This is a genomic window from Streptomyces sp. NPDC059718, from assembly GCF_042733315.1.
Lineage (GTDB): Bacteria > Actinomycetota > Actinomycetes > Streptomycetales > Streptomycetaceae > Actinacidiphila.
In genome coordinates, this window is record NZ_JBHWGA010000028.1 from 116,302 (window position 1) to 135,267 (window position 18,966).

General features: G+C 75.0%; 18 protein-coding genes. 6 read left to right on the forward strand and 12 right to left on the reverse strand.

The features are described from left to right. Nucleotides 1-42 precede the first annotated feature (42 nt). The 4 genes from ACFV3E_RS28820 to ACFV3E_RS28835 are packed head-to-tail and all read right to left on the reverse strand — an operon-like array spanning nt 43 to nt 3,426. Nucleotides 43-1,104 carry an NAD(P)H-dependent flavin oxidoreductase gene (locus ACFV3E_RS28820; protein WP_500537285.1) on the reverse strand — a complete coding sequence of 354 codons (1,062 nt, stop codon included), beginning with the start codon at nt 1,102-1,104 and terminating at the stop codon, nt 43-45. Next, entirely contained in the window at nt 1,104-1,835 is a 732-nt protein-coding gene (locus ACFV3E_RS28825; protein WP_500537286.1) for a CoA-transferase subunit beta, read from the reverse strand. Before ACFV3E_RS28825 ends, ACFV3E_RS28820 begins: the two co-directional genes overlap by 1 nt. Continuing rightward, entirely contained in the window at nt 1,832-2,662 is an 831-nt protein-coding gene (locus ACFV3E_RS28830) for a CoA transferase subunit A (protein ID WP_500537287.1), read from the reverse strand. The genes ACFV3E_RS28825 and ACFV3E_RS28830 overlap by 4 nt, the downstream gene beginning before the upstream one ends. Then, entirely contained in the window at nt 2,659-3,426 is a 768-nt protein-coding gene (locus ACFV3E_RS28835; protein ID WP_500537288.1) for an enoyl-CoA hydratase family protein, read from the reverse strand. Before ACFV3E_RS28835 ends, ACFV3E_RS28830 begins: the two co-directional genes overlap by 4 nt. Nucleotides 3,427-3,480: 54 nt before the next feature. Here ACFV3E_RS28835 and ACFV3E_RS28840 point away from each other — a divergent pair, with 54 nt between their 5' ends. Continuing rightward, entirely contained in the window at nt 3,481-4,266 is a 786-nt protein-coding gene (locus ACFV3E_RS28840; RefSeq protein WP_500537289.1) for an SDR family oxidoreductase, read from the forward strand. Continuing rightward, entirely contained in the window at nt 4,263-5,207 is a 945-nt protein-coding gene (locus tag ACFV3E_RS28845) for an SDR family oxidoreductase (protein ID WP_500537304.1), read from the forward strand. The genes ACFV3E_RS28840 and ACFV3E_RS28845 overlap by 4 nt, the downstream gene beginning before the upstream one ends. 84 nt (nt 5,208-5,291) lie before the next feature. Here the strand turns inward: ACFV3E_RS28845 and ACFV3E_RS28850 are convergent, their stop codons facing one another. From ACFV3E_RS28850 to ACFV3E_RS28860, 3 genes are read right to left on the reverse strand one after another with little or no spacing between them, the layout of a single operon-like run. Continuing rightward, the gene (locus ACFV3E_RS28850; RefSeq protein WP_500537290.1) at nt 5,292-6,449 is read right to left on the reverse strand and encodes an acetyl-CoA C-acetyltransferase; all 1,158 of its coding nucleotides are present in this window, start codon (nt 6,447-6,449) and stop codon (nt 5,292-5,294) included. A 46-nt stretch (nt 6,450-6,495) separates the two neighbouring features. After that, nucleotides 6,496-7,164 (reverse strand): TetR/AcrR family transcriptional regulator, encoded by a 669-nt coding sequence (locus ACFV3E_RS28855; RefSeq protein WP_500537291.1) that lies wholly within the window; start codon nt 7,162-7,164, stop codon nt 6,496-6,498. Nucleotides 7,165-7,171: 7 nt separating this feature from the next. Further along, nucleotides 7,172-7,957 carry an SDR family oxidoreductase gene (locus ACFV3E_RS28860; protein WP_500537292.1) on the reverse strand — a complete coding sequence of 262 codons (786 nt, stop codon included), beginning with the start codon at nt 7,955-7,957 and terminating at the stop codon, nt 7,172-7,174. Nucleotides 7,958-8,004: 47 nt separating this feature from the next. On the opposite strand from ACFV3E_RS28860, the gene ACFV3E_RS28865 reads away from it, so the two are divergent. Next, nucleotides 8,005-9,156, forward strand: coding sequence for an acyl-CoA dehydrogenase family protein (locus tag ACFV3E_RS28865; protein ID WP_500537293.1), 1,152 nt, complete (start codon nt 8,005-8,007; stop codon nt 9,154-9,156). Between the two features lie 187 nt (nt 9,157-9,343). Further along, nucleotides 9,344-10,324 (forward strand): acyl-CoA dehydrogenase family protein, encoded by a 981-nt coding sequence (locus ACFV3E_RS28870; RefSeq protein WP_500537294.1) that lies wholly within the window; start codon nt 9,344-9,346, stop codon nt 10,322-10,324. 12 nt (nt 10,325-10,336) lie between these two features. On the opposite strand, the gene ACFV3E_RS28875 is transcribed toward ACFV3E_RS28870, so the two are convergent. Both ACFV3E_RS28875 and ACFV3E_RS28880 read right to left on the reverse strand, forming a co-directional pair. Further along, the gene (locus tag ACFV3E_RS28875; RefSeq protein WP_500537295.1) at nt 10,337-13,054 is read right to left on the reverse strand and encodes a SpoIIE family protein phosphatase; all 2,718 of its coding nucleotides are present in this window, start codon (nt 13,052-13,054) and stop codon (nt 10,337-10,339) included. 168 nt (nt 13,055-13,222) lie between these two features. Further along, nucleotides 13,223-13,849, reverse strand: coding sequence for a histidine phosphatase family protein (locus tag ACFV3E_RS28880; RefSeq protein WP_500537296.1), 627 nt, complete (start codon nt 13,847-13,849; stop codon nt 13,223-13,225). A gap of 381 nt (nt 13,850-14,230) precedes the next feature. Between ACFV3E_RS28880 and ACFV3E_RS28885 the strand changes: the two genes are divergently transcribed. After that, nucleotides 14,231-14,503, forward strand: a complete 273-nt coding sequence (locus ACFV3E_RS28885; protein WP_500537297.1) for a hypothetical protein — start codon at nt 14,231-14,233, stop codon at nt 14,501-14,503. On the opposite strand, the gene ACFV3E_RS28890 is transcribed toward ACFV3E_RS28885, so the two are convergent. Further along, nucleotides 14,493-15,788, reverse strand: a complete 1,296-nt coding sequence (locus tag ACFV3E_RS28890; RefSeq protein ID WP_500537298.1) for an RNA polymerase sigma factor — start codon at nt 15,786-15,788, stop codon at nt 14,493-14,495. The genes ACFV3E_RS28885 and ACFV3E_RS28890 overlap by 11 nt on opposite strands. 65 nt (nt 15,789-15,853) lie before the next feature. Next, a complete protein-coding gene (locus ACFV3E_RS28895; RefSeq protein ID WP_500366427.1) occupies nt 15,854-16,219 on the reverse strand; it encodes a YciI family protein in 366 nt (121 codons plus the stop codon). 283 nt (nt 16,220-16,502) lie between these two features. On the opposite strand from ACFV3E_RS28895, the gene ACFV3E_RS28900 reads away from it, so the two are divergent. Then, a complete protein-coding gene (locus ACFV3E_RS28900) occupies nt 16,503-17,870 on the forward strand; it encodes a polysialyltransferase family glycosyltransferase (RefSeq protein ID WP_500537305.1) in 1,368 nt (455 codons plus the stop codon). 16 nt (nt 17,871-17,886) lie between these two features. Here the strand turns inward: ACFV3E_RS28900 and ACFV3E_RS28905 are convergent, their stop codons facing one another. Next, on the reverse strand, nt 17,887-18,363 hold the full coding sequence (locus ACFV3E_RS28905) for a hypothetical protein (RefSeq protein ID WP_500537299.1): 477 nt from the start codon (nt 18,361-18,363) through the stop codon (nt 17,887-17,889). Nucleotides 18,364-18,966: the final 603 nt, after the last annotated feature.

Here is an 18,966-nt window from a genome sequence, read left to right on the forward strand (position 1 = left end):
GCGGTGTGGCCGGGCGGCCGCGAGGGGGCCCGCCACAGGCTCTCAGGCGGGCGTGGCGAGGGAGGCCAGCCGGGCGAGGGCGTCCTCGGCGTCGGCCATGACGCGCGCGACGAGTTCCGCGCAGGAGGGCAGGTCGCCGATCACGCCCGCGACCTGCCCGGCGGCCATCACACCCAGGTCCGGCCGGCCGTCGACCATCGCGGACTTCAGCATCATCGGCGTGCCGGCGGCAAGCAGGGTCTGACTCCAGGTCAGCTTTCTGCCGTGCCGCATCGCCAGGCCGTCGCGGACCATGGCGCGCGGGCCCATCCCCGAGACACGGCGGAAGGCCGCCGCGTGCCGCAGGGCCCGCAGTAGGGCGGCCGCCCTCCCAGAGCGCTCCAGGGCGGCCACCAGGTCGGTGCGGAGCATGCGGTGCGGCAGCCCGTCGACGCGGTCGGTGACGACGACGTCCCGCACGGACGCGGCCAGGTAGCGGGCTTTGACCGCGTCGGGCACCGGGCTGTCGGAGGTGAGCAGGAAGCGGGTGCCCATACCGACGCCCGCCGCGCCGTACGCGAGGGCGGCCGCCAGGCCGCGGCCGTCGAAGAAGCCGCCCGCCGCGATCACGGGGATGCCGACGGCGTCCACGACCTGGGGCAGCAGCACCGTGGTGGCGACGTTCCCGGTGTGGCCGCCGCCCTCGGCGCCCTGCACCATCACGGCGTCCGCGCCCCAGGCGGCGACCTTCTCGGCGTGCCGCCGCGCGCCGACGGAGGGGATGACGACCACCCCCGCGTCCTTGAGGCGGCCGATGAACTCACGGGTGGGGGCCAGCGCGAAGGAGGCGACGCGGACGTCCTCCTCGACAATGATGCGCACCCTTTCCGCGGCGTCGCCCGCGTCCGCCCGCAGGTTGACCCCGAACGGCGTCCCCTCGGTGCGCTCCCGTACCTCCCGCACCGCCTGGCGCAGCCGCTCCGGGCTCATGGTGGCCGAGGCGAGGATGCCGAGCGCGCCGGCGTTCGCCGTCGCCGACACCAGGCGGGGACCGGCGACCCAGCCCATGCCGGTCTGCACCAGGGGGTGGCGGACCCCGACGAGCCGGGTCAGCGCGGTCTCCATCAGACCCGCACCTCCCGCTCCCGCAGCCCCTCGGGGTCGAGGACGGTACGGATCAGCCGCAGCTCCTCGGCGCCGGGCGGGCGGGTGCGCGGCGGGTCCGCGGGGACCGGCAGCGGGAAGCCGGTGGCCTCCTTGAGGGCGGCCGGGCTCACCCCGGGGTGCAGGGAACGGACGCGCATGGTGCGTTCTGCGGTCTCGAAGTCGAAGACGCCGAGGTCGCTGACGACCCGCCGGATGTCGTGGAACCGGGTGGCCGACGGGCCGGCGGCGGCCGCCCTGTCGTGGCCGACGCCGCACACCATGTCGACGCGGTCGACGAAGACGCGGGGCGAGTGCCGCGGCACCCAGTAGCTGGTCGGGTTGTTGAGCGTGTTGACGGGCGCGCCCCGCACCCCCAGCAGCTGCCGGGCGGGACGCCGCCAGTCGCCGATGCACGAGATGTTCTGGTTGCCGTACCGGTCGAGCTGGCTCGCGCCCATCATGACGTGCCGCCGCCCGCCGGTGACCAGGGCCAGGTGCTGCCGGTAGGGCAGCCAGCCCTCCACCTCGCCCTCCACGTCCAGGAGGAGGGCCTCACCGTCGGTGAGCAGGAGACCGGGTGCGAAGGTCAGCCGGGCCAGCCGCGCGCCCAGGGAGGGGATCAGCCCCATGGGGGCGGCCAGCACCTCACCGTCGTCACGCCACGCCTCGGCGCAGGCGACGACGGCGTATTCGGCGCGGGTGGGGTTCACGGCCGCTCCTTCCCCGTGCCCGACACCAGGCGTTCCGCGAAGGCCGTCCAGGCGGCGGGATCGGCGGCGGCCCGGGCGTACTCCCGCTGGAAGGCCTCGTCGCGCTCGTAGTCCGGGACGCAGGAGGTGAAGTGCGCCCCGTGCGGGGCCTCGACGACCCCGGTGACGAACTGCCTCTTCACCAGGAGGGACTGGGGGCCGGCCGCCTTGAGCAGGTCGGCGGTGTCCACGACGCGTTCGCACGACACATAGGCGGCGTCCGCCGCCTCGCAGAACAGGTCGTCGAAGTACGGGTCCGGGCCCAGGTACTGGCCGTTGCCGCGGGCGTCGGCGCGGTTGAGGTGGACCAGGGCGGCGTCCAGGTGCAGCGCGGGGACGGCGACCAGCTCCTCCCCGTCGTCGTACGGCGAGGTGACCGTCCGCAGCCAGGGGTTGACCCGCATCACGTCGGAGCCGAGCCCGGCGCGCACCGGCAGGAAGGGCAGCCGGTGGGCGGCCGCGGTCAGGCCCCACATCATCATGGCCTCGTCCAGCTCGGTGAGTTCCAGGGCGCCGCGTTGCCGGGCGGCGCGGAAGTGCGGTTCGAGCGGGATCGAGTCCAGGGTGACGAAGGCGGTGACCAGCCTGCGGATCCGGCCCGCCGCGGCCAGCAGGCCGACGTCCGGGCCCCCGAAGGAGACGACCGTCAGGTCCGTGACGCCGGACCGCAGGACGGCTGTCACCAGGGCCATCGGCTTGCGGCGGGAGCCCCAGCCGCCGATGCCGACGGTCATCCCGGAGCGGAGCCCGGCCGCCACCTCGTCCGCGGTCATGAGCTTGTCGATCATCGTCGCCCCCCGGACCCGGACCCGGAACCGGACACGAAGGCGTCGCGGTGCCGGTCCGCGACGCCACTGAGGTTGGCCTCGAAGGTGAAGCCCTGTTCGAAGCGGTAGCTGCGGCGGACGTCGACGGGGTCGATGCCGTTGATGGCGGCCTTGGCGAGGCGGAGCAGCTCGCCGTCCTTGGCCGCGATCTCGCGGGCGAGGGCGAGGGCCGCGGCGTCGAGTTCCCCGCGCGGCACGACCTGCCAGACCGAGCCGTGGCGGTGGAGTTCGGCGGCGGTGACGGTGCGGGAGGTGAAGTAGAGCGTGCGCATCAAGTGCTGGGGGACCAGCCGCGCGAGGTGGGTGGCCGCGCCCAGGGCGCCGCGGTCCAGCTCGGGCAGGCCGAAGGAGGCGTCCTCGGCGGCGACGACGGCGTCCGCGTTGCCGACCAGGCCGATGCCACCGCCCAGGCAGTGCCCCTGCACGGCGGCGACGACCGGCACCTCGCACTCGTAGACGGCGGCGAACGCCTCGTAGCAGCCGCGGTTGGCGCCGATCAGGGCCGTGTGGCCCGCGGTGCGCTGCATCTCCTTCAGGTCGACGCCCGCGTTGAAGCCGCGGCCCTTGGCGCGCAGGACGACGCAGCGGGTGCCCGGGTCGCGGCCGGCGGCGCGCAGGGCGTCCGCCAGCTCGTACCAGCCGCGTACGGGAAGGGCGTTGACCGGCGGGTGGTCGACGGTGACGGCGGCGACGCCGGGTTCGGGGTGCGCGGTGGAGACAGTCATCCGTGGATCAGCTACCTTTCCACCAAACGTTTGTTAGGGGAAAGGTACTCCGGCGTGAGCATGACTGTCGATCTGTCGGACCGGGTCGCCGTCGTCACCGGCGGCACGCGCGGGGTCGGCGCCGGCATCGCCCGCGCGTTCGCCGAGGCCGGCGCCCGCGTCGTGGTCTGCGCCCGCCGCCCGCCGTCCGGGCCGGCCCCCGGCGGGGCCGACTTCCGGGCGGTGGACCTGCGCGACCCGGCCGCCGCGGCCGAGGTCCTCGGCGCGGTGGCGGAGACCTACGGGCGCATCGACGTCCTGGTCAACAACGCGGGCGGGACGCCCTACCGGCTGCTCGGCGAGGCGGGACCCGAACGGCACGCGCGGGTCGTCGAGCTCAATCTGCTGGCGCCGCTCAACGCCTCGCTCGCCGTCCAGCAGGTGATGGCCCGTCAGCGAGAGGGTGGCGCGGTCGTGATGATCGGCAGCGTCAGTGGCGGCCGTCCCTCACCGGGAACGGCGGCCTATGGCGCGGCCAAGGCGGGCCTGGAGAGCCTGGCGCGCTCCATGGCCGTCGAATGGGCCCCGCTGATCCGCGTGAACACCCTGGTGCTCGGCATGGTCCGCACCGAGTCGTCGCACCTGCACTACGGGGACGAGGACGGTGTCGCCGCCGTGGAGCGCACGGTGCCGCTCGGGCGGCTCGCGGAGCCGGCGGAGGTGGGGGACGCCTGCGTCTTCCTCGCCTCCGAGAGGGCCCGTTACATCAGCGGCGCCAGCCTGCACCTGCACGGCGGCGGCGAGGCCCCGGTGTTCCTCGCCGCGGCCCGGGACGGAAGGGGAGCGGGATGGGCGGGATGACCGTGGAGGGCGGCGCCACGGCGGGGATCTGCGCCGGGCGCGTGGTCGCCGTCACCGGTGCGGGGCGCGGGCTGGGCCGGGCGCACGCCCTGGCGTTCGCCGCCGAGGGCGCCCGGGTCGTGGTCAACGACCTCGGCGGCGGGCCGGACGGCGCCGGGAGTTCGGCCGCGCCCGCCCACGACGTGGCCGCCGAGATCCGCGTCCGGGGCGGCGAGGCCGTCGTGCACGACGGCGACATCGCCACCCCGCAGGGGGCGGCGTCCCTCGTCGCCACCGCCCTGGAGGCGTTCGGGCGGCTGGACACCCTGGTCAACAACGCGGGTTTCCTGCGTGACCGGATGCTCGTCAACCTGGACGAGGACGACTGGAACGCCGTCCTGAGGGTCCATCTCACCGGCCACTTCCTTCCGCTGCGGTACGCCGCCGCGCACTGGCGGGCCGAGACCCGCGCCGGCCGCACCCCTGACGCGCGGATCGTCACCACCACGTCCGGCGCCGGGCTGCTGGGCAGCGTCGGGCAGGGCAACTACGCGGCCGCCAAGGCGGGCGTCGTCGGCCTGACCCTGGTGGCCGCCGCCGAACTGGCGCGGTACGGGGTACGGGTCAACGCCGTCGCCCCGGCGGCCCGGACCCGGATGACCGAGGCGGTCTTCGCCGAGGCCATGGCCGTGCCCGGGGCAGGTGCCTTCGACGCCATGGCGCCGGGGAACGTCTCGCCGCTCGTCGTCTGGCTCGGGTCGGCCGCCTCGGCCGGCGTCACGGGGCGGGTCTTCGAGGCCGAGGGCGGCCGCATCACGGTCATGGAGGGCTGGCGGCCGGGGCCCACCGCCGACCGGGGCGCCCGGTGGACGCCCGCGGAGGCGGGGGAGGCCGCCGTGAAGCTGCTCGCGGTCGCGGAGCGCCCCGGGCGGGTGTACGGGGCGCGGGCGGAGGGGGAGTGACGCGGGGGCGGTGACACGGGCCCCCGCGTCGCGGTGTGGTCGCGCCGACGCCGGGCTCGGCTTCCCGGTCGTCCGGGCGGTGGGTCAGAGCCGTTCGATGATCGTCACGTTGGCCTGGCCGCCGCCCTCGCACATCGTCTGCAGTCCGAAGCGCCCGCCGGTGCGCTCCAGTTCGTGCAGGAGGGTGGTCATCAGCTTCACCCCGGTGGCGCCGAGCGGGTGGCCCAGCGCGATCGCGCCGCCGTTGACGTTGACCCGGCCGGGGTCGGCGCCGGTCTCCTTGAGCCAGGCCAGGACGACGGGGGCGAAGGCCTCGTTGATCTCGACCAGGTCGATGTCGTCGATGGTCATCCCGGTCTTCTTCAGGGCGTGCGCGGTCGCCGGGATGGGCGCGGAGAGCATGCGGATGGGGTCCTCGCCGCGCACCGAGAGGTGGTGGACCCGCGCCCGCGGGGTGAGCCCGTGCTCGCGGACCGCGCGCTCGGAGGCGATGAGCATGGCGGCGGCCCCGTCCGAGACCTGGGAGGACAGGGCCGCGGTCAGCCGCCCGCCCTCCACCAGGGGTTTGAGGCCGGCCATCTTCTCCGCAGTGGTGTCGCGGCGCGGGCCCTCGTCGGCGGTCACACCGGCGAAGGGGGCGAGTTCGCGGTCGAAGCGGCCCCCGTCGATCGCGGCGACCGCCCGCCGGTGGGAGCGCAGCGCGAACTCCTCCATGGCCTCACGGGTGATGCCCCACTTCGCGGCGATGAGCTCCGCGCCGTGGAACTGGCTCACCGGGGTGCTCCCGTAGCGGGCGCGCCAGCCCTCGGAGCCGGAGAACGGGCCCGCGGTCATGCCGAGCGGTTCGACGGCCCGGTGGTTGGCGTAGCCGATGGGGATGGCCGACATGTTCTGGACGCCGCCCGCCACCACGAGGTCCTGGGTGCCGGACAGCACGCCCTGGGCGGCGAAGTGGACGGCCTGCTGGGAGGAGCCGCACTGGCGGTCGACGGTCACGCCGGGGACCTCCTCGGGCAGCCCGGCCGCCAGCCAGCTGGTGCGGGCGATGTCGCCCGCCTGCGGGCCGACCTGGTCGAGGCAGCCGAAGACGACGTCCTCGACCGCGGCCGGGTCGACCCCGCAGCGTTCCACCAGCGCCTTCAGCACGTGGGCGCCGAGGTCGGCGGGGTGGACCGCGGACAGCCCGCCGCCGCGCCGGCCGACCGGGGTGCGGACCGCTTCGACGATGTAGGCCTCGGCCATGACTGCTCCTCCGTGGGGACCGGGTGGTGGACCGGGTGCGGCTGCGTCATTCCCGGACGGTGACGCCGTCCAGCACCATGGACAGGTACTGCCGGGCGATCTCCTCGGGGCTGTGCTGCCCGCCCGGCCGGTACCAGGACGCCGCGACCCAGACGGTGTCGCGGATGAAGCGGTACGCCAGCCGCAGGTCGAGGTCGGCGCGGAACACCCCGGCGGCGGCGCCGCGTTCCAGCGTCCCGAGCCAGAGCCGTTCGAACCTGCGCTGCGAGTCGCCGAGATAGGCGAAGCGCGGCTGGGAGGACGCCAGCTGCCGGGCCTCCCGCTGGTAGATCGCGACGGCGTCCAGGTGCCGGTCGATCTCCCGGAAGGACTCGGTGACCAGGGCCTCGACGGTCTCCCGTGGGCCGAGGCCGGCGGCGAGCACGTCCTCGTACCCGGCCCACAGCTCGTCCAGGAAGGCCGAGAGGATCTCGTCCAGCATCGACTCCTTGGAGTCGAAGTGGTAGTAGAGGCTGCCCGCGAGCATCCCCGCCTCGTCGGCGATCCGCCGGACGGTGGTGGCGTTGTAGCCCTGCGCGGCGAACACCCTGGCGGCGATGGCGAGGAGTTCGGCGCGGCGCCCGTCGGAGGGGGCCGCGGCCCCCGCGGGGCTCTTGGCGGTCCTCGGCGTGGTTCTCGGCGTGGTCTTCGCAGTGGTCTTCGGCACGGGGATCATTCTCGCTTCACGCGTGCTGGCTGCTCACCGGGACGACCTCCCCGGTCATGTACGAGGAGTAGCCGGAGGCGAGGAAGACGATCACGTTGGCGACCTCCCAGGGTTCCGCGGGGCGGCCGAAGGCCTCGCGCGCGGTCAGTTCCGCCAGCAGGCCGGGGGTGGTGACCTTCACCAGGTGCGGGTGCATGGCGAGGCTGGGGGAGACGGCGTTGACCCGCACCCCGTACGTCGCCGCCTCCACCGCCGCGCAGCGGGTGAGCGCCATGACCCCGGCCTTGGCCGCGGCATAGTGAGCCTGCCCGGCCTGGGCGCGCCAGCCGGCGACGGAGGCGTTGTTGACGATGACGCCGCCGGCCCCGGAGGCCTTCATCCGGCGCAGTGCGGCGCGGGTGCAGCGGAAGGTGCCGGTCAAGGTGGCGTCGAGGACCTTCGCCCACTGCCCGTCGGTCATCTCGGTCAGTTCGGCGGTGCCGCCGAGGCCGGCGTTGTTGACCACGACGTCCAGCCGCCCGTGCCGGCGCTCCGCGAGGTCGAGCAGCGCCGCGACCTGGGTCTCGTCCGTGACGTCGCAGGGGAGCGCGGCGACCCGGTCCGGCCCGAACTCGTCCGCCAGGGCGGCCGCGCACTCCTTCAGCCGCCGCTGGTGGACGTCGCCGATCACCACCCGGGCGCCCTCCTCCAGGAGGCGCCGGGCCGTCGCGCCGCCGATGCCGGCGCCCGCCGCTGCGGTGACGACCGCGGTGCGGTCCGCCAGCAGCGCGTGGCCCGGCTGGTACGGGGGTGGTGGAGTCACGCCACCGACGTTAATCTACCAAACACTTGTTAGGGAAGGGGGAGCGGGTGGATCTCGACTTCACCGCGGAGGAACGGTCCTTCCGGCGCCAGGCCCGGGACTGGCTCGCCGCGCACGTCCCCGCCGTCCCGCTGCCCTCCCTGGAGACGGCCGAGGGCTTCGCCGCCCACCGCGCCTGGGAGCGCCGGCTGGCCGCCGGCCGCTGGTCGGTCGTCTCCTGGCCTGCCGCCTACGGAGGGCGGGACGCGACGCTCCTCCAGTGGCTGGTCTTCGAGGAGGAGTACCACGCCGCCGGGGCGCCCGGCCGGGTCGGCCAGAACGGGATCAGCCTGCTCGGGCCCACCCTCCTGGAGCACGGCAGCCAGGAGCAGCGCGACCGCGTCCTGCCGCCCATGGCGCGCGGCGAGGTGATCTGGGCGCAGGCCTGGTCCGAACCGGAGGCGGGTTCCGACCTGGCGTCGCTGCGCTCCACGGCCACCCGCACCGAGGGCGGCTGGCTGCTGCGCGGCCAGAAGACCTGGTCCTCCCGCGCCGCCTTCGCCGACCGCGCGTTCGGGCTGTTCCGCAGCCACCCCGCGGCGCCGCGGCCGCACCAGGGGCTGACCTACCTGATGTTCGGGCTCGACGCGCCCGGGGTGACCGTGCGGCCGATCGCCCGCCTCGACGGGAAGCCGGCCTTCGCCGAACTCTTCCTGGACGACGTCTTCGTGCCCGACGCCGACGTGGTCGGTGCCCCCGGCGACGGCTGGCGGGTCGCCATGAGCACGGCGGCCGACGAGCGCGGCCTCACCCTGCGCAGCCCCGGCCGCTTCACTGCGGCCGCCCGCCGCCTGGCGGCCCTGTGGCACTCCTGCGGCGAGGACGCGGACCCGTCCGCCGCCGACCGCGTCGCGGACGCGCTGATCGGCGCCCGCGCGTACCAGCTGGCCGCCTACGCGGGCGCCGCCCGCGCCGCAGAAGGCGGCGCACCGGAGGCCGGGGCGTCCAGCCTCACCAAGGTCTTCTGGTCCGAGCTGGACATCGCCCTGCACGAGACCGCGCTGGACCTCCTGGGGCAGCCGGGGGAGGCCGCCGGGGGCCCTTGGGCCGAGGGCTGGGTGTTCGCGCTCGCCGGGCCCGTCTACGCGGGTACGAACGAGATCCAGCGCGACATCGTCGCCGAGCGTCTGCTCGGGCTGCCGAGGGGGCGTCGCCGATGAGGTTTCCGCCGGGCGCCCGGGGCGTGGGGGAGCACGGTCCGGCCCGCTGTTGCCGGGCGCTTCGCGCCGGCCGTGCCGGGGCGTACGGCGCTTGTGGCTCGTGTCGTGCTGTGTGTGCGGGTGCGAGCGGGATGCAGCGCGAGATCACGGCCGAGCGGTTGCCGGGGCTGCCGAGGGGGCGTCGCCGATGAGGTTCCTGCCGACCGTGGAGCAGGCGGACTTCGCCCGCGCCCTGGACCGCATGCTCGCCGCCGCCGGGACGCCGGAGGCGGCGCGAGCCTGGGCCGCGGGGGAGCACGCACCGGGGCGGCGGCTGTGGGCCCGGCTGGCCGACGCCGGGCTCTTCGCGCTCGCCGTGCCGGAGGCGTACGACGGCTACGGCCCGCACCCCGTCGAGCTCGCCCTCGCCTTCGTCGAGCTGGGGCGGCACGCCGTACCGGGCCCGGTCGCCGAGACGGTGGCCGCCGCCGAGCTCCTGGACGCGCTGCCCGACCCGGGGCCGGCCAAGGAGTGGCTGCCCCGCGTCGCCGCTGGACGGGCCGTGCTGGGCCTCGCCGCGCCGGAGGGCGGCCACGCCCTCGACGCCGACGCCGCCGACGCCGTCCTGGTCGTGAGCGGCGACCGGCTGCTCCTGGCCCGCGACCACGGCCCGGTCCTGGCCTCCCTCGACCCCGTCCGGCGTCTGGCCGTCCCGCAGGAGGGCACCGCGGCGGTGCTGGCCACCGGGCCCGCCGTCGCGGCCGCGGCCGCCCGGGCCGCCGACCGGGCGGCGCTCGTCACGGCGGCCCAGGCGCTCGGCGTCGGGCTCGCGCTGCTGGGCCGTACGGTCGACCATGTGCGGCGGCGCCACCAGTTCGGGGTGCCGGTCGGCTCCTTCCAGGCCGTCAAGCACCGGCTGGCCGACACCCTGATCGCCCTGGAGTTCGCCCGGCCCCTGCTGCACGGCGCCGCCGTGACCGGGACCGGCGCCGACGTCGCCGCCGCGAAGGTGGCCTGCGGCGAGGCCGCGTACCGGGCCGCGCGGACCGCGCTGCAACTGCACGGCGCCCTCGGCTACACCGCCGAGTACGACCTGTCCCTGTGGCTCACCAAAGCCCGCGCGCTGCGCTCCGCCTGGGGTACGCCTGCCCGGTGCCGGGCCCGTGTGCTGGCGCAGACGCCCGGCTGAGCCCGGGGGCGTTCACCGCGTCGAGGCGTCGACCGCGCCCGTCAGCCGCGCGCCCGCGTCCAGGGCGCGGTCCGCCCAGGCGGGCAGCGGCTGCTCCGCCCAGATCACCTTGCCCTCGGGGGTGTAGCGGGTGCCCCAGCGTTCGGCGACCTGCGCGACCAGGAACAGCCCGCGGCCGCCCTCGTCGGTGGTGGCGGCGTAGCGCAGGTGAGGCGAGGTGCTGCTGCCGTCGGACACCTCGCAGGTCAGCGTGCGGTCCAGCAGCAGCCGGACCCTGATGGGCGCGGAGCCGTAGCGGATCGCGTTGGTGATCAGTTCGCTGAGCACCAGCTCCATGCCGAACGCCAGCTCCGACAGGCCCCACTCGTCCAGCTTCTCCGCGACGGCGGCCCGCATCCCCGACACGGCCGCGGGATCGAGGGGCACGTCCCATTCGGCGACGTGGTCGGCGGGGGTGCACCGGGTGCGGGCGATGAGCAGCGCCACGTCGTCCTTGGGGCGGCCCGGCAGCAGCGCCTCCAGCACGGCCTGGCAGCTCTCCTCGGGCGGCCGGTCCGGGTGGGCGGCCAGGGCCTGCCTCAGCATCTCCATGCCGACGTCGAGGTCCCGCCTGCGGTCCTCGATCAGCCCGTCGGTGTACAGCACCAGCTGGGTGCCCTCCGCCAGCTCCAGCTCCGCCGTCTGGAACGGCATGCCGCCCAGGCCCAGCGGCGGTCCGGCGGGCAGGTCGGGGAACTCCACGCCGCCCTCGGGGCGGACCAGGGCGGGCGGGTGGTGCCCGGCCCGCGCCATCAAGCAGCGCCGCGAGACGGGGTCGTAGATCGCGTACAGGCAGGTGGCACCCATGACGCCGGCCCCGACACCGGTGCCGGACTCGTCCTGGTCGATGCGGCCGACCAGGTCGTCCAGGTGGCCGAGGAGCTCGTCGGGCGGCAGGTCGAGGGTGGAGAAGTTGTGCACCGCGGTGCGCAGCCGCCCCATCGTGGCGGCGGCGTGCAGCCCGTGGCCGACGACGTCGCCGACGACCAGCGCCACCCGGTTGCCCGGGAGCGGGATCACGTCGAACCAGTCGCCGCTGACGCCGGACTGCGCGGGCAGGTAGCGGTGGGCCACGTCCAGGGCGCTCTGCTCGGGCAGTGCGCGCGGCAGCAGGCTGCGCTGCAGGGTGACGGCCAGGGCGTGCTCGCGGGTGTAGCGGCGCGCGTTGTCGATGTTGATCGCGGCGCGGGCGACGAGTTCCTCGGCGAGCGAGAGGTCCTCCTCGTCGAACGGCTCCGGCTTCTCCGACCGCCAGAAGTTGGCGATGCCCAGCACCACGCCGCGGGCCTTGAGCGGGGCCGCGATCAGCGAGTGGATGCCGTACCCCACGACCCGGTCCGTGCGCTCGGGGTCCTGGGCGAGCCAGCCGGGGTCCGCGGAGAGGTCGGCGACGATCTCCGCGCGGCCGCTGCCGAAGCCGCGCGCCTGCGGGGTGGAGGGCAGGAAGTCGATCAGCCTGCCGAGCGGGTAGAGCGGGGCGTCGGAGCGGATGCCGTTGACGGCCGTGCGACGCATGTCGGAGCCGGCGATGCCGCTCGGCTCCTCGCCGCGCAGCACCGGGTCGGCCAGGTCGACGGTGACGAAGTCCGCGAAGCGCGGCACGGTGACCTGCGCCAGCTCCTCGGCGGTGCGCACCACGTCGAGGGTCGTGCCGACGCCCAGGCCCGCGTCGTAGAGCAGCTTGAGGCGTTCCCTGGCGTCCTCGGCGCGGCCGGACAGCGCCTGCAGCTCGGTGGAGTCGCGCAGGGTCACGATCGAGCCCTTGGGACCGCCGTGGCCGTCGGTGGGACGCTGGTTCACCGCCAGCAGGCGGTCGCCCGCCGGCAGCACTTCGTCGGTGGCCACCCGCTGGGAGGTCAGCAGCTCGACCGTGCCCGGGTCGAGCCCCGGCAGGTCGGTGATCCGCCGGCCCTCGGCGTCGGGGGCGAGGTCGAGCAGGCGCTTGGCCTCGTCGTTGGCGAGCAGCAGCCGCCCGTCGTCGTCGACGATGAGCACGCCCTCCCGCACGGAGTGCAGCACGGTGTCGTGGTGCTCGTACATGCGGGTCATCTCGGCCGCGTCCAGGCGGTGGGTCTGCCGGCGCAGCCGTCTGGCGACCAGGGCGGTGCCGCCCATGGCCAGGGCGAGCGCGGCCGCGCCGGCGCCGAGGATGATCGGCAGCTGCTTGGCGACCACGCCGGTCACGTTCTTCACCTTCATGCCGGCCGACACCAGTGCCACGACCTGCCCGTGCGGGTCGGCGACGGGGTCGAAGACGGGCACGACCGCCTGGACCTCGTGGCCGAGCGGGCCCTGCACGCTCTCGGTGTAGACCCTGCCCTCCAGGGACGGCCCGATGGTGCCGACGAACTGCTGGCCGATCCGGCCGGGGATGGGGTGCGTGTAGCGGATCCCCTTGGTGTCCATCACCACGATGAAGTCGACCCCGGCCTCCTTGCGGGTCAGTTCGGTGATGGGCTGGAGGGTCTTGGAGGGGTCCGGTTCCTTCAGCACGTCCACCAGGCCCGGGGAGCGGGCGAAGGTGCTCGCCGCCGCGATCGAACGGTTCACGGCCTCGCGCTCGCTGTCGTGCCGGGACTGCACGACGAGCGCGAACACGCCGCCCGCCACGAGCAGCACGACGATCGCCACCTGCAGGATGAAAACCTGTCCGGCGACGCTCCGCGGGCTCTTCTCGGTCAGTGACCGCATTGTGACGCCCCGAATCGGTCGAAAACGTCGACCATGCCGATATTTCTAACACTGCCCCGCTTGGCGTTGCCATAGGCCACAAGGTCCCCGGACCGGGTGCCGGGCCTGCGCGCGGGCGTACGCCGCGGCGCGGGGCCCGGTGTCCGGCAAGGGGTCGGCCGACCGCCGTCAGAAGTGCAGCTCGGCCGGGAAACCGGTCCAGCGCAGTTCCTCCGGGAGGTGCCGCATGTCGTTGAGGAGCAGCACCGAGTTCGGCCGGCCGGGGGTGTAGCGGATCACCGTCAGGGCGGCGTTGGCGTGGTTGAGGCTGAGCCAGCGCCAGCGGGGCGCGTCCAGCGCCGCCGAGACCAGCCAGCCGATCAGGAAGTTGTGGGTCACGACCAGCTCGTGCGCCGCCTTGCCCGCCGCCATCGGCCCGGCGAACCGGGTCAGCGCCTCGGCGGCCCAGTGCGGCCCCCAGGCGCGCTCCTCGGCGGAGAAGTGGTCGAGGAAGCGGGAGAGGTAGTACGCGCTGTCCGGCGGCAGCTCGGACTCCGCGGGGAAGTACGGCGGGTAGTCCCCCGCGAGCTCGCTCGGGGCCACGGGCACCCCGCTCCCCAGCCGCTCGCCGATCAGCGCCGCGGACTGCGCGGCCCCGGGCAGCGGACCGTGGTGGACGGCGGAGATCGGGGAGTCCCCCAGCCGCTCGCCGAGGAGCCCGGCCTGCCGGAAGCCGTTCTCCGTCAGGGCGCTCCCGTCCGGCAGCGCTTCGGCGTGCCGGGTGAGGTAGAGGTAGCGGCTCGCCGTTCCGGTCATGCCCTGCCCCTCTCGGGTGTCGACGACGATGGGTGTCCCGCGCGGGCACCGCGTCGGGCGGGGACCGTGCGCAGCGATGCTCCGGCCTCCGGTGACGCGACGGCCGCATGGGGCGGTGCCCCGCGCGCGGGCCGCGGTTCACGCCGCGCCGAGGGCGGCGCACCGCAGGATGATCCCATGAGCGGGACGTATGTCCACCCGCCCGGCACCCCCTCGGTGAGGGCGCGCGGGAGTCCGCGGGTGACTGCGGGGGCGCGCGCCGTCCTGCCGGGCCCGCCCGTCACCCGGGTCCCGCGCAGGGGCCGTCGGCGTCCGGATGCGGCACGAGCCCGCGGCCGTACGATGAAATCCAGGCCGTCGGCGAGACCGCGGGAGGCCGCGATGGACAGGACGAGGGCGACCGGCCGGCACTACGGGCTGTACGGGCTCGTCGCCGCGGTGGTGGTCGCGGTGGTGGTCGCGGTAGGGCTCGGTGTGCCGATCGGTGCGATCTTCATCCTCGCCGTGGCCCTGATGTGCCCGCTGCTGATGCTCGTCATGCTGCACGCCCTGCGCGGGTCCGAGGCCCACCGCCACCCCGTCGTCGAGGCCATCGACGGCACCGCCGGCCGCCGCCGCGGCCCGGGACCCGGCGCCCGGCCGCCTACCCCTTAGCCGCCAGGCTCGCCCGGGCGGCGCGCTCGACCAGCAGGGCACGCTCGCGCTCGTTGCGCGTCAGGGAGGCGGCGCGCAGGAACTCCTCGCGGGCCTCGGCGTACCGGCCCAGCCGCTCCAGCAGGTCACCGCGGACGCTCGGCAGCAGGTGGTAGCCGCGCAGCGACGGCTCGTCGGTGAGCCGGTCCACGAGCGCGAGCCCCTCCCGCGGTCCGTACGCCATGGTGACCGCGACCGCCCGGTTGAGTTCCACCACCGGGGACGGCGCGCGCCGCGCCAGGGCCGCGTAGAGCTCGGCGATCCGCCGCCAGTCCGTGTCCGGCGGGTGCAGGGCGCGGGCGTGGCAGGCGGCGATGGCGGCCTGCAGCGCGTACGGGCCCGGCGGACCGCCCGCCGCCTCGGCGCGCGCCAGGGCGGCGAAGCCGCGCCGGATCAGCAGCTGGTCCCAGCGCCGCCGGTCCTGGTCGGCCAGCAGGACGGGCTGCCCGTCCGGGCCGGTGCGGGCGGCCGAACGGGACGCCTGGATCTCCAGCAGCGCGGCCAGGCCGTGGACCTCGGGCTCCTTGGGCATCAGCCCCGCCAGCACCCTGGCGAGGCGCAGCGCGTCCTCGCACAGCGCCGGGCGCATCCAGTCGTCGCCCGCGGTCGCCGAGTAGCCCTCGTTGAAGACCAGGTAGATGACCTCCAGGACGGAGGAGAGCCGTTCGACCCGGTCGGGTCCGTGCGGCTGCTCGAAGGGCACGTCCGCCTTCGCCAGCGTCCGTTTCGCCCGCACGATGCGCTGGGCGACGGTCGCCTCCGGGACGAGGCAGGCGCGCGCGATCTCGGCGGTCGTCAGACCGCCGAGCAGCCGCAGGGTGAGCGCCACGCGGGCCTCGGTGGACAGCACCGGGTGGCAGGCGGTGAAGACCAGCCGCAGCAGGTCGTCCTCGATGTCGCCGTCGGCGGCCGCCTCGGCCGCCGCGAAGTCGGGCTCGTACGCCTGGCCGCCCTCCAGGGTGTGGCCGAGTTCCCGGAGCTTGCGCGCGAAGACCTCCTTGCGGCGGACGAGGTCGATCGCGCGGTGCTTCGCCGTGGTCGTCAGCCAGGCGCCGGGGTTGTCCGGGACGCCGGCGCCCGGCCACTGCTCGAGGGCGGCGACCAGGGCGTCCTGCGCGAGCTCCTCGGCGACGCCGATGTCGCGCACGATCCGCGCGACACCGGCGATCACCCGGGCCGACTCGATCCGCCACACCGCCTCGATCGCGCGGCGGGCGTCATCGGTACCTGGAGCCGAAGCCGTCACAGCCACCCATCAGAGCAGCCGCTCCGGGCGAGGGCAACCGGCGGCGCCCTGGGCGCCCAGGGCGCTCAGGAGAGCTCGGGGGCCTCCTCGACCTGCCGCAGCTCGCAGGTGATCTCCCAGGCGTCGCCGTGGATCTGCAGGAAGCGCTTGGTCCACTCCACGGCCTCCTCCTTCGACTTCGCCTGGACGATCGCGTAGCCGCCGATGAACTCCTTGGACTCGGTGAAGGGCCCGTCGACGACGGACAGCTTCCCGTGGTCCCAGTGCAGCCGCGTCCCCTCGGAGGTCGGCCGCAGACCGGCCGTGTCCAGCAGCACGCCGGCCTTGGACATCTCCTCGATGAGCTTGCCCATCTCCTCCATCAGCCGCTCGTCGGGGCCGCCCTCGGGGACGTTGTCCTCGTTGATCCGGATCAGGGACATGAAACGCATCGCGTTCTCCTTCTTCAGGTACGGGTCACTCGGGCACGGGCGGGGATCCTCCCCGCTCCTGCCTACGCGTCGAACGGGCGGCGCGCGGATCGACACGTCGGCGAAGTTTTTTTCCGCGGACGTGCTCCGGGGCCGTTCCGGGCCCCGCTCACTCGGACCGGTGATATCCGGCGCCATGGCTTGGACCGGGAGGAACCGGTCCGTGATGCTTGGCCACGAGCGGCAGCGCCGCGCCCCGGACCGGATGCCGCGCCGGGCGCGCGGCGACACGAAGGACGAGTGGATGACCCAGATCTTCTTCGCCGCCACCCCTTACGCGGCGGCGACCGTCACGGCGGCCATCCGGGCGGGGTTGTTCGGACCCCGTGGGGGCCGCCGCCGTCTCCTCGTGGTGAGCGACGTCTCGGCCGTCCCCGAGCTCGCCACGCCCCTCGACCGCACGCCGGGCTTCGCCGCGCTGCGGCCCGAGTACGACGCCGTGCGCTCCTGGAACGCCGCCATCGCCCCGCACCACCCGGCCGACTGGTCGCCCCGCGAGGAGGACCTCACCCTGTGGGAGCGGGCACTGCGGCTCGCCTGGGAGCTCGGCGAAGGGCCCGTGGAGATCGTCTGCGAGGCGCCGCACTCGCCGCCCGCCCGCTCGGTCGCCGAGATCTTCGCCGAGAGCCCGGTCCACGTGTACGCCGCCGGCCTGACGGGCTACGGACCGACCGCCGCCCGGCTGTCCGCCGGCCTCGGCTGCCGTATCGCGCGGCTGCTCCACGTCGACCTGCTGCCGGGGCTGCGCCCGCTGCTGCTCGCCGAGCACGCGGTGGAGCCCGTGGCCGTCCCCAAGGACGTGCTGCTGAGCACGCTCCAGGGCATGGCCGCCCTCGTCCCGCCGGTTCCCGAGCGGCACACCGCACTCCTGCTCGGCGAGCATCTGAGCGCGAGCGGCCTCGTCGACGGGCGGGAGGAGGCCGGGCTCCACGTCCGCATGCTCCGCGGAGCGGTCGCGGCCGGTCACACCTCGCTGGTCTACGCCCCCGGTCCCGGCGCGCCCGAGGACCTGACGTCCTCGCTCGGCAAGGCCGCCGCCGGGCTCGGCGTGGAACTGGCGGTCCTGGAGGGGCCCGTCGCCGCCGAGGCCCTTCTCGCGCGGTTCCGCCCCGCGCTGGTCGTCGGCTGTTCGTCGACCGCCCTGTTCACCGCCGCGGCCCTGCACGGCATCCCCGCCGCGCGCGTCGGCACCGGACCGCTGCTGGACCGGATCACCCCGTACGAGAGCGAGGACCGCATCCCGCTCACCCTCATCGACGCCGCCCTCCCTGACCTGGAGCGGGACGCCGCCCTCGTCGGCCGCCCGCCGGCCCTCACCGCGGAGGTGGTGGAGGGGACCCTCGCCCCGCTGCTGCGGACCGTGGGCTACTGCATGCAGGCCCGTCTCCACCCCGGGCTGCGCCCGGAGGCCGAGGAGTGGCTCCGCCGTCATCTGCCCCGCCACCCCCGGTACTTCAAGCGCCGCCGCCTTACCAGCCTGCACCTGCCCGGGGGCAGCCCGGTCCGCGCCGAGGCCCTCCGCCGGCACCGCGCCGTGCGCCGGGTGGTGCGCACCCTGCGCGCCGTGCGGGGCGTACGTGCCGAGCGCGGCGGGCGGGCGCTGCGGGTGTGACGGGCCGGCGGCCGTCTCACAGGGGCGCGGGAACGCGCGGCAGGGGGCGGGCGCCGGCGGTCAGCACCCCCAGGCAGGCGATGTAGAGATATGCCGGGCCGGTGAGTTCCACGGCGCCCCTGGGGTGGATCCACAGGGCCGGGTGCCGGGCCGGCCGGCGCGGGTCGGCAGCGGCCAGCCACCCGCCGAGGGTGAGGAAGCGCAGCCCGAGCGGGGACCAGACGTCCTCGGCGCGGGGCGGCACCAGGAAGTACAGGAAGCCGCAGCGCCGGTCCCACATGACGGGCCCGACGGGCGCGGTGCTGTCCTGCAGTCGTGCCAGGACCTCGTGGCCCGGCCGTTCGGGGATCCTGACGGCGTCCCACCGGTGGCCGGCCGGCAGCAGCGTCACCCGGTTCCTGGCGCGTGCCCACTCGTCGAGGCGGCGCCGTGGGTCACCGGCTCCTCGGGCGAGCCATGCCGCGAGGGCGGGCCCGCAGAATTCGTCGCACATACCACTCCCGGATTCTGCTGCGAGTGATCGGCGCACGGACACCGTCCGGCCGGGGGAGCCGACGAAGCATGCATATATCTGCTGTCGGCATGTGCGGAGAGCAATGCCCATGACGTTGAATCACTTGATCGGATGGGGCAAAAGCGGCCAGTTTTGGGCAACCGGGTTTCGGGGGCGTTGATCACCCCTAGATTCCGTCCGACGTCACCGGCGCCGGGCGTGACGCGCCGCGTCCCGGCGCGTTGAAGGTACGGGTTTCGGAGGAGGGAGGGCAGTTTTGGCGACGTCGGATGAAACCGCCCGGGGAAGCGCAGAATCACCGTCGGGATTCCGGGGTGCGGACCGCCTTCGCAGGGGAGCCCGGTGGGGCGGTCGGGCGGAAGCGGGTCCGCACCGCGTCGTCCATAGCCATCGGACGAGTTGTCTGATGACATTGGACGCTAGCCCCTGGCGCGCCCCGCGGCAAGCATTTCGCGGCAGTTCGGTCCGGCCGACGTGGCACGCCGGTGTGAAGGTGCAGGTGAGGGGGTGTGGGTCCGGGGCGGGTGGGTGGGGCCGCTGTAGACTCGATCTCACTCGTACGGGTCAACCGACGTGCTAGCA